At 72.5% G+C, this 9615-nt stretch carries 10 protein-coding genes; 4 read left to right on the top strand and 6 right to left on the bottom strand.

The genetic code is table 11. The features are described 5' to 3' along the window. Window positions 1–137 precede the first annotated feature (137 nt). The 6 genes from PUR26_RS30105 to PUR26_RS30080 form a co-directional block, all read right to left on the bottom strand. Window positions 138–1118, bottom strand: coding sequence for a quinone oxidoreductase family protein (locus PUR26_RS30105; protein WP_329877204.1), 981 nt, complete (start codon window positions 1116–1118; stop codon window positions 138–140). Between the two features lie 27 nt (window positions 1119–1145). Further along, complete coding sequence (locus PUR26_RS30100) at window positions 1146–1472, bottom strand: hypothetical protein (RefSeq protein WP_329877202.1); 327 nt, start codon at window positions 1470–1472, stop codon at window positions 1146–1148. Window positions 1473–1604: 132 nt separating this feature from the next. Then, window positions 1605–2309: a 3-oxoacyl-ACP reductase FabG gene (fabG, locus tag PUR26_RS30095; RefSeq protein ID WP_329877200.1), complete on the bottom strand. Its 705-nt coding sequence runs from the start codon at window positions 2307–2309 to the stop codon at window positions 1605–1607. Then, complete coding sequence (locus PUR26_RS30090) at window positions 2306–2989, bottom strand: HAD family hydrolase (RefSeq protein WP_329877198.1); 684 nt, start codon at window positions 2987–2989, stop codon at window positions 2306–2308. The genes fabG and PUR26_RS30090 overlap by 4 nt, the downstream gene beginning before the upstream one ends. After that, window positions 2986–3990: a ScbA/BarX family gamma-butyrolactone biosynthesis protein gene (locus PUR26_RS30085; RefSeq protein WP_329877196.1), complete on the bottom strand. Its 1005-nt coding sequence runs from the start codon at window positions 3988–3990 to the stop codon at window positions 2986–2988. Before PUR26_RS30085 ends, PUR26_RS30090 begins: the two co-directional genes overlap by 4 nt. A 52-nt stretch (window positions 3991–4042) precedes the next feature. Further along, window positions 4043–4951, bottom strand: a complete 909-nt coding sequence (locus PUR26_RS30080; RefSeq protein WP_329877194.1) for a hypothetical protein — start codon at window positions 4949–4951, stop codon at window positions 4043–4045. A 372-nt stretch (window positions 4952–5323) separates the two neighbouring features. Between PUR26_RS30080 and PUR26_RS30075 the strand changes: the two genes are divergently transcribed. Genes PUR26_RS30075 through PUR26_RS30060 form a run of 4 tightly spaced genes read left to right on the top strand, consistent with a single transcriptional unit; the run spans window position 5324 to window position 9615 of the window. Then, window positions 5324–5608, top strand: a complete 285-nt coding sequence (locus PUR26_RS30075; RefSeq protein ID WP_329877192.1) for an acyl carrier protein — start codon at window positions 5324–5326, stop codon at window positions 5606–5608. After that, complete coding sequence (locus PUR26_RS30070; protein WP_329877190.1) at window positions 5601–6824, top strand: beta-ketoacyl-[acyl-carrier-protein] synthase family protein; 1224 nt, start codon at window positions 5601–5603, stop codon at window positions 6822–6824. Before PUR26_RS30075 ends, PUR26_RS30070 begins: the two co-directional genes overlap by 8 nt. After that, window positions 6821–7996, top strand: a complete 1176-nt coding sequence (locus PUR26_RS30065) for a beta-ketoacyl synthase N-terminal-like domain-containing protein (protein ID WP_329877188.1) — start codon at window positions 6821–6823, stop codon at window positions 7994–7996. The genes PUR26_RS30070 and PUR26_RS30065 overlap by 4 nt, the downstream gene beginning before the upstream one ends. After that, window positions 7993–9615, top strand: a complete 1623-nt coding sequence (locus tag PUR26_RS30060; RefSeq protein WP_329877186.1) for an FAD-dependent monooxygenase — start codon at window positions 7993–7995, stop codon at window positions 9613–9615. The genes PUR26_RS30065 and PUR26_RS30060 overlap by 4 nt, the downstream gene beginning before the upstream one ends.

Below are 9615 nucleotides of genomic sequence, written 5' to 3'. Positions count from 1 at the left end.
CTTTGAGAGGCCTTTGTGCCTCCGCCCGCCGGGCCGGCAAGAACCGTGACGTGCGCGCGGAGTGGTCCCCGGAGCGTGCGAGCGCGGGCGGTCCCGACCAGCCTCGGTGTCCTTCGATGGACCTCCGTGTCCCTCGGTCAGGGAACGAGGACGACGCGGCCCATGCTCTGTCGCCGCTCCAGCAGGTCGTGGGCGTGCGGTGCCTCGTCGAGCGGCACTCGCGCGTGGATCACGGGGCGCACCGATCCCTCCGACACCATCCGCACCAGGTCCCGCACCGCTTCCTCGGCGAGGTCGGGCCTGTTCTGCAGGAGTGTCGGCATGCTGAAGCCCATGACCTGGCGCATGCCGAGAAGGTCCAGGACCGGGATGTCGGGCTGCTCGGCGTCCCCGCCCGAGCCGCCGAAGAACACCAGCCGGCCGTAGGGAGCCAGCAGATGGATGTCGGTGACGAGCTGCTTGCCGCCGATCCCGTCGAGGATCACGTCCACACCCCCGGTCCCCGCCGCCTCGGCGACCCGCTCCGTCCAGTCGGGAGCGGTGTAGTCGATGGCCGCGTCCGCGCCGAGCGAGCGGATGAAGTCCAGCTTGGCCGGGGAGCCGGCGGTCGCGAGGACCTTCCCCGCGCCCAGCGCCCTGGCGACCTGGACCGCGATGTGCCCGACCGCGCCGGCGCCGGCGTGGACCAGGACGGTCTCGCCGGCCGCCAGCCGCGCCGTGCGCAGCAGGTTGATGGCGACGCGACCGGTGGCGCCGAGGATGGTCGCCTCGGCGGGGTCGAGGCCGGCCGGGATGGGCAGGACACGGGCGGCCGGGGCCGCCACGTACTCCGCGTAGGCGTCACGCGCCTTCCACACCGTGACCCGCATGCCGGGCGTGATGCCGGCGACCTCGGCACCGACCTCCACGACGGTGCCGGAGACGTCGGTGGACGGGCAGTGGGGCAGGGAGGGAGCTCCCAGGGGGAACGTCCCGAGCCTGCGCTGCACGTCGGCGTGGTCGACGCCGATCGCCTCGGCCCGTACGAGCACGTCCTGGGGCCCGTATGCGGGGAGGTCGGCCTCCTCGGTCCGCAGTACGCCGGACGGGCCGTATTCATGGTGGCGGACTATGCGCACGCCGCTTCCTTTCGACAGTCGGTAGGTTCAGCCGCGGCCGGGGGTGTCGCCCCGCGCGGTGAGATCCCGCAACCGTACGCACATGTCCCACACATCGGTGTGGAGGGTGTGCAGCGGGCACAGGAGGAGCTCGGTCCGCCCCACGGCCGGGTGGCTGAAGGACAGCCGGGCGTCCTCCTCCGTGAGCCGGACACCGTGGGGCCGCAGCCATGACTCGTAGAGCGTCCGTGCGACGTGCCGCAGCCGCCAGCTCTTGCCCGTGGCGGCCACCGCCTGTTCGCCGGCGAGCTGTTCGGCCGCCCGGCACTTCGGGCCGTCACAGCCGGCGGGCCGATGGCAAACGGTCAGGGGCATCCACCGGTCGAGGATCTCCAGATCCTCCCTGGACAGCCCGGAACGGGGTGTGCAGTCGACTGTGATGGCGGGGCGTCCCTCCCCGCCGGTTCGGTGCACGCCGGTGTCTCCCATCCCTCCCTGCGCGGCGGGTCAGTGACCCATGCCGATGCCGCCGCTCACCGGTACGACAGCACCGGTGACGAAGGCGGCCGCGTCGCTCGCCAGGAACTGCACGACCGCGGCGACCTCCTCTGGCGTTCCGGTCCGCTTGAGCGGGGTGTTCGCGATGAGCTCGGCCCGCCGCTTGTCGGTGACGTGCTGGATCATGTCGGTCTCGATGAGACCGGGGGTGACGACGTTGGCCGTGATGTTGCGGCCGCCGAGCTCCCAGGCCAGCGAGCGGGCGAGGCCCACCAGGCCGCTCTTGGAGGCCGCGTAGTTGGTCTGGCCGGGCGAGCCGAGGGTGCCCATCACCGAGGACATGAAGACCAGCCGGCCCCACCGCTTGCGCAGCATGCCGCCGGTGGCGTGCTTGGCCAGCCGGAAGGCTCCCATGACGTTGGTGTCGAGGACGTCGTGGAAGTCGGCCTCCTTCATCATCGGCAGCAGGCCGTCGCGGGTGATGCCCGCGTTGGCGACCAGCACCTGGACGTGGCCGTACTGCGCCTCGACCTCGGCGACCGCGCGCTTGACGGACTCCTCGTCGGTGACGTCGCAGTGCACGCCGAACAGGTCGGCCGGCGGCTCGCCGCTGCGGTACGTCACCGCCACCTTGTCGCCGGCCTCGGCGAACGCGCGCGCCACGGCGAGACCGATGCCCCGGTTGCCTCCGCTGATCAGAACAGTGCGGCTCATGACGAAATCCTCTCGGGGGTCGGGGTGACGCCGGGGCCGGTCCGCGGGATTCCGCAGAGCTCCCGCAGTGCGCGGATGGCGTCCTCGGTGTCGGTGAAGTGCAGTCCGTGCCAGCCGGCCCGGACGGCGCCCTCGCAGTTCTCGGCGAGGTCGTCGGCGAGCAGACTCTGCTCCGCGGGGATCCGCGAGCGCTCGACCGCGAGGTCGAAGATCTCCTTGTCCGGCTTGCGGCAGCCGGTCTGGAAGGACATCACCAGGTCGTCGAAGTCCTCCGGCGGCACCATCAGGCGCCAGTACGCGTCCCAGCCGGGCGGCATGTTGGACAGCAGGCCGACGAAGACGCCGGCCGACCGCAGGCGACGCAGTTCGTCGATCCACGGCTGGTTGACGCGCCGGTCGGCGAACCACCGCTCGGCGAAGTTCGACATGTCGGCCGTGACGCCGAACTGGTCGTACAGCGCCGCCTCGACCTGCCGGCCCCACTCCTCCTCGGTGGCCAGCGGGGTGTCGAGGACCTCCATGGAGCCCGCGCCGTACGCCTTGCCCACGGTGCGCATGGCGGTGTGCAGCATCCGCGGTTCCAGACCCAGCGGCCGGCAGAACGCCTCCACGGCCCAGGGCAGGGGCGGGGTGAGGACGCCGCGGAAGTCGGTCCAGACCGCCCGTACGGTCCCGGTCAACTGTCCGCTCCGGTCCTCGGGTCGGGCTCCTGGTACAGCCGCACCGAGGCGGTGGCGATGGTGCGCCCCGACTGCTCGAAGGCGACGTCGAGGATGTTGCCGTCGCCCTGCGGCATCGTCGCGCTCAGCACCACGGGCGCGTCCAGCTCGGCGAAGCGCAGGAACGCGGCGTCCACGCCCAGCACATGGGTGGAGCCCAGCTGGCGGCCGCGCCAGAAGGCGGCCAGCAGGCCGAGCTGGCGAGCGCCTTCCAGCAGCGTCATGGCCGGGTAGTGGTCGTACTCGTGATCGAAGAGGCTGCGGTTCTCGAAGTCGGGGACCAGCTGGGCCGTCAGCCGGCCCTCGTCGAACGCGGGCGAGGCCAGCACGACATTGCCGCGCGAGGTACGTCCGACCTGCTCGGGGGCGAGGATCGCGGACCGGTCGGGGCGCGGCACCTCACGGGTGGAGGGCGCGACGCCGCCCCGCTGGTACTCGCGCAGCGCGCGGTACTCGGTCTTCGTCAGCGCGCTGACCTGCATGGTCGAGGTGCCGACGGCCCTGCCGTTGAAGGTCAGCTCCTGTGCGACGCCCACCTTGCGGGCGCGGTCGGCCTTCATCCGGACCGTCGGGTACTCGGTGAGCAGCTGGAGCTCGCCCGGGTCGCCGCCGGTGCGCAGGGCCTCGGGGTCGTCCAGCTGCACGGAGACCTCGTTGACGAGGAAGGAGGTGTCCATGGGGATGTCGAGGAAGGTGTGGGCCGCGCACACCGCGGCCTGACGGCACGCCTCCAGGACCAGCAGGACATCGGTGATGGCCGGCTTCTGGAGGTGGTCGTTGTAGTAGCTGTGGGACAGCGGGGTCTGGGCGCCGGCGAGATAGACGGAGTCGCCGATCTGCCGGGCGTCGGTGACGAACACCTCCGCCACCGCGGCGCGGTGGACCAGGTGACGGTCGACGGTGTGCGCGAAACGTATGTGGAGTGCGGGTTCGGCAGACGAGGCCACTACGGTCTCGGACATTGAGGGTTCTCTCTCCAGACTTCGGGAAGGGCGCCCGGCACGAGGGCGGCTGTCAGCGGCGGGCGCGCAGGACGACGGCCGAGGCGACGGCGCCCGCGGCCACCACGAGGCCCGTGGCGGTGAGGGTCGCGGCGTCGGGGTGGATCAGCGCCTGACCGCGCAGCGCCTGCCAGGTGACGATGGCCAGCAGACCGGTCCAGACCAGACCCAGGACGATGACGAACCGGGCGGCGGCGCCCTCGTCGGCGAAGCGGGAGCGCGGGCGGCGCCGTCCCGCGACACCGACGGCCAGGGCGGCCAGCGGCAGGACCTGGAGGGCGTGGATGCCGACGAAGTGCGGGATACGCAGGTCGCCGCCCTCGGTGCTCCAGTTGGTCAGCGGCATGCCGGGGCCGCCGTCCTCCACGCCGACGTTGTGCGCGCCGACGAGGGTGGGCAGTCCGGCGTCCATCGCCTGCTGCTGGTCGGGGGTCGGGGTGTTCATCAGCATGCCGAGCGCCATGCCGATCACGGCGAGCGCGAGTCCGATGCGTACGCCCCATCGCAGCGGCGGGGTGAGTGAGCGGTCCCGGAGGACCAGGACCGCCGCCACGAAGTTCGAGGTCCACAGGACGATCACGGCGACGGTCATGCTGTGCATGAACGCGGTGTTCACCGGGGTCGTCATGTTGAAGTGGCTGTAGGTGCCGCGCCATGCCTGGATCGAGATGATCAGGGCCTCGGCGAGCGAGCTGATGGCGATCATCGTACCCGCCCACCAGGCGGTCTTCGGGAAGCGCCGGATCTTGGGGATCAGCCAGGCGAGCGTCGCGCCGTAGACGGCGAGCGAGAAGGCGAAGTGCAGCGGCTTCAGCCAGATCGGCGCTCCGTTGAGGATCCGGTCGTCGGCGCCCACACCGGCCAGCGTGGCCAGGGTCAGGACTCCCATCGACACGGAGAAGGCGGCCAGGGGCCAGTGCACGGCCGAAGGTGCCGGCGTGCGCGCGGCCCCGGTTATCTCCGAGTCCGCCGACGTGCTTTCGCTGATTGTTGAGGGCATGGAATTCCCTTTCTCCGCCACGCCTATCGGGGGCGTTTGCGGGAATCAGCATGTGTGTACTCCGGGGCACTCCTCAACGCCGGTACCACCAAGGGGTACGGGCACTACCTCGAAAGTGACATCGAGAGGTACCGACCCCCCTCCACCAGGCATTCCCCCAACGACACAGGGCCCCTGCCACTTGCGGTGCAGGGGTACGCGCCTTGGGAGCAAAACCCTTCTCGTACCCGCTCCGACCTGCCAGATTCCTGTCATCGGTCGGCGGAGGTCGTCGGCCCAGGAGGGGAATTCACCATGTCGAACAACGCTGTCGCGCTGACGTCGGACGAGATCCTGGCCCGTATCCAGGTCATTGTCGCCGAGGAGCTGGAGCTCGAAGAGGAGCCCTCGACCCTCGACCCCGCCGCCCAGTTCGTCGAGGACTTCGACGCCGACTCGCTCGCGCTGATCCAGATACTGGCTCGCATCGACAAGGAGCTGGGCATAGCCGTCCCGGTCGAGGAGGCCGAGAACCTCACCGACCTGGGCACCCTCGCGGGCCACGTCGTCGCGCTCGCCTCGGGGGCCGAGCGTGCCTGAAGCCACTTCGCGTCGCGTCGTGGTGACCGGACTCGGCGCGGTGAGCAGTCTCGGCATGAGTGCCGAGGCCCTCACCGCGTCCGTCCGGGAGGGCCGCAGCGGCATCTCTCCCATCCGTTCCTTCGACACCACCGGTTTCCCCAGCGTGATGGCCGGTGAGGTGCACGACTTCGAACCCCGTGCGGCGCTGCGCACGCTCGACACCGAGCGCTGGGGCCGTTCCTCCCTGCTCGCCGCGGCCGCGGCGGCCCAGGCCGTCGAGGACGCCGGGCTGGACCGCGCGGAGCTGGCCAGGGCCCGCTCCGGCTCCGCCATGGGTACGACGAGCGGCGAGGCCCCGGCGGTCGACCGGCTGACCCAGGAGTGGGTCGGCGGCGGCCTCAAGAGCCTCTCCCCCCACCTGGTCTCCCAGGTGCCGGCCGGCCGGATCGCGGCCGCCGTCAACACCGAACTCGGCCTGACGGGCGAGGCGCAGACCATCCCCACCGCCTGCTCGGCCAGCAACTACGCCATCGGGTACGCGGCCGACCTGGTCCGCACCGGTGAGGCCGACTACATGCTGGCGGGCGGCGCCGACTCGGTGAACCGCTACACCCACGCGGGCTTCCTGCGGCTGGGCGCGCTCGCCGAGGAGGTCTGCCGGCCGTTCGACAAGGACCGCACCGGCATCCTGACCGCCGAGGGCGGTGTGGCGCTGCTGCTGGAGCCGCTGGAGCGGGCCCAGGCCCGTGGCGCGACGATCTACGCAGAGGTGCTCGGCTACGGACTGAGCTGCGACGCGAAGCACATGGTGCACCCGGATTCCGGGAGCATCGCCGAGTGCATCCGCCGGGCGCACCGCAACGCGGGCATCACGCCGGACCAGGTCGACTACATCAGTGCCCACGGCACCGGTACGCCGACCAACGACATCACCGAGGTCACCGCGATCCGCGAGGCCTTCGGGGACCGTCTTCCGCCGGTCAGCTCCGTGAAGTCCATGCTCGGTCACACCATGGGCGCGGCCAGCGGCTTCGGCGCCCTCATCTGCTGCAAGGCGATCCAGCAGGGGTTCCTGCCGCCCACGGCGAACCTCCGCGAGACCGACGCCGCGCTCGGCCCGGGCCTGGACCCGATCCCGAACACGGCCCGTCCGGCCGAGGTGCGCATCGCGCAGAACCACGGCTTCGCCTTCGGCGGCAACAACGCCATCACCATCCTCGGGAAAGTGTCATGACGACCACTCTCGCGTCCACGACGGACGTCACGACAGCGAGCCCGCTGCCCCGCGTCCGGCCCCTGGCGGTCACCGCCCACGGTGTCGTCTCGCCGGCCGGTACCGGGCTCGACGCGCTCGCCGAGGCGCTGCGCGGTACCCGTGAGGCGTGCTCCGACGCCGCCCAGCTGCCGCTCGGTCCGGCCGAGGCCGACGGTCTGCCGGACGCCGTGCGGGTCGTCCCGGACTTCCGGATCGCCGACCACGTGGGCCGCAAGGGCACGCGGCACCTGGACCGTACGACCGCGCTGGGGCTCGCCGCCGCGGCGGTGCTGCGCTCCTCCGCGGGCGCCTCGCCCGACGACCCGGGCTGGGCGGCCACCGGTGTGGTGCTCGGCAGCACCTCGGGCAGTGTCCGCAGCAGCAGCGAGTTCGCCCGCGACACCCATGTCGAGGACCGCCCCTACCTGGTCAACGCGGCCGCGTTCCCCAACACGGTGATGAACTCGGTCACCGGCCAGGTGGCCATCTGGCACGGTCTGCGCGGCATCAACGCCACGCTGTCGGGCGGCACCACGGCCACGCTGGCCGCCTTCCGGTACGCCCGCAACGCCCTCACCCAGGGCCACGCCGACCGCCTTCTGGTCGGCGGCGTCGAGGAGCTGTGCCCGCAGACCGCCTGGGGCTGGGCCGCCACCGGCGCGCTCGCCCCGGGCACCCCGGTCGGCGAGGGCGCGGCCCTGTTCGCCGTCGAGGACGCCGAGGCGGCCCGCGAGGCGGGGACCACGGTCCTCGCCGAGGTCCTCGCCTGTGAGACCGCCTTCGTGCCCGAGGGGGTGCGTCCGGGGCTCACCGGCGCGCTCGCCGACTGCATCGACCGGGCGCTCCGGCGCAGCGGTGTCGACGCCTCCGAGGTCGCTCTGGTCGCCCCGGGCGCCGACGGGCTGATCGCGCTGGAGGGTGCGGAGCAGCGCGCCCTGCGGCGGGTCCTGGGCGACCGCGAGGTCGAGGAGGTCCGCGTCAAGGACGTCGTCGGCGAGGCGTACAGCGCGGACGGCGCCCTCCAGGTCGCCGCGGTGCTGGCCCACTGGCAGGGCACCCCGGCCGACGGCGGCCGGATCGCGCTGGTCACCGGGCTCGGGCACGACGGCAATGTGGCCTGCCTGGTCCTGCGGGACGGGGCGGACCGATGACGGCCGGGCAGGACGGCGCCGGCGTGCTCATCGTCGGCGCCGGCCCGGTCGGGCTCACCGCCGCGGCCGGACTGCTCCAGCAGGGCATTCCGGTACGGCTGATCGACCGGTCCGAGCGGCCCAACCCGCACGCCAAGGCGATCACGCTGTGGCCGCGCGCCCTGGAGGCGCTGCACCGGCTCGGCGCGGCGGACGAGATCCTGGAGCGGGGTCTGGCGCTGCACGCGCAGAACTACCACTCGGCGGGCAAGCAGGTCGCCCGGCTCACCTTCGACCAGGTCAAGGACACCCGGTTCCCGTTCGCGGTCTCGCTGCCGCAGCAGGAGACCGAGGAGGCGCTGCGCCACCGGTTCGAGGCGCTGGGCGGCAAGACCGAGTTCGGGGTACGGCTGACCGGGCTGCGCCAGGACGCCGACGGCGTGACGGCGGAGCTGACGGACGGTGAGGGCACCTCCGAGGTGCGCGCGGACTGGCTGATCGGCGCCGACGGCGCCCACAGCACCGTGCGCACCGCGATCGGCACGGGTTACGTGGGGGAGACCTACCCCCAGCAGTTCCTGCTGTCCGACGGGCCGTGCGACACCCCGCTCGCCCAGGACGAGGCGCACTACTTCATGACGGCCAAGGGGGTGCTCGTCGTGGTCGGTCTGCCGGGCGGGAACTTCCGGGTCTTCACCAGCCTCCCCCCGGACGCGGAGATCGCCGAGGACATCCGCGCCGAGGTGCAGCGGGCCGCGTCCGAGCGCTGCCCTGTCCCGATCGAGCTCACCGGCGAGCACCGCACCGGTGTCTTCCGGGTGCACCGCAAGGTGGCCGACCGGTTCCGGGACGGCCGGGTGCTGCTGGCCGGCGACGCCGCGCACATCCACAGCCCGGCCGGCGGCCAGGGCCTCAACACCGGGATCGAGGACGCCTCGACGCTCGCCTGGCGGCTCGCCGCTGTGGTACGCGGTGAGCGGTCCGAGGCGTTCCTGGACCGCTGGGAGGACGAGCGGCGCGCCGTCGCCCGCGGCGTCCTCGACGACACCGACCTCCAGACCCGGCTGTGGACTATGAAGGGCTGGAAGCGCAATGTGCGCGACGCCGCCCTCATGGTCGGTGAGCGCACCGGTCTGCTCGACCGTTTCATCACTCCCCGCCAGACCCAGCTGTCCCTGGTCCACGACGGCCCCCGCCGGGCCGCCGGCCGGCTGCGCGAAGGCGCGCGGCTGCCCGACGTCCCCCTCTCCCCCGCCCGTCCGGCGGGTGGCGTGTCCGGCGAGCGGCTGCACGACCTGCTGGACGGCGGGCGGCCTCTGCTGCTGGTGTTCGCCGCCGACAGCGCCCACGCGGAACGTACGACGGAGGCCGTCGGAGCGGCCGCCGCGCTGGCCGCCCCCGGCCACCGGACCGTCGTCGTCTCCAGCGTCCCCGCACCCGAGGAACGGCCTGGTGCGCCGGTCCTCGCCGACCCGGCCGGAGCCCTGCACGCCGCACTCGGCCTGCGCGGCCCCACCGTGTGCCTGGTCCGTCCCGACGCGGTGGTCTCCACGGTCAGTCCCCTGGGCGATCTGCGCCTGGTCCATGACCTGGTGACCTCTCCCCCGCACCCGCACCCCGTACAGGATCCGCTCGAGTAA

This window comes from Streptomyces sp. SP18CS02 (genome assembly GCF_036322365.1).
In the GTDB taxonomy this organism is placed as follows: domain Bacteria; phylum Actinomycetota; class Actinomycetes; order Streptomycetales; family Streptomycetaceae; genus Streptomyces.
This window is presented reverse-complemented; position numbering and strand designations above follow the sequence as displayed.

What these genes read in the sequence shown, in the direction of transcription:
- PUR26_RS30075 (WP_329877192.1), top strand. Translation starts at nt 5,324, where the DNA reads ATGTCGAACAACGCTGTCGCGCTGACGTCGGACGAGATCCTGGCCCGT.
- PUR26_RS30100 (WP_329877202.1), bottom strand. Translation starts at nt 1,472, where the DNA reads ATGCCCCTGACCGTTTGCCATCGGCCCGCCGGCTGTGACGGCCCGAAG.
- PUR26_RS30085 (WP_329877196.1), bottom strand. Translation starts at nt 3,990, where the DNA reads ATGTCCGAGACCGTAGTGGCCTCGTCTGCCGAACCCGCACTCCACATA.
- PUR26_RS30060 (WP_329877186.1), top strand. Translation starts at nt 7,993, where the DNA reads ATGACGGCCGGGCAGGACGGCGCCGGCGTGCTCATCGTCGGCGCCGGC.
- fabG (WP_329877200.1), bottom strand. Translation starts at nt 2,309, where the DNA reads ATGAGCCGCACTGTTCTGATCAGCGGAGGCAACCGGGGCATCGGTCTC.
- PUR26_RS30065 (WP_329877188.1), top strand. Translation starts at nt 6,821, where the DNA reads ATGACGACCACTCTCGCGTCCACGACGGACGTCACGACAGCGAGCCCG.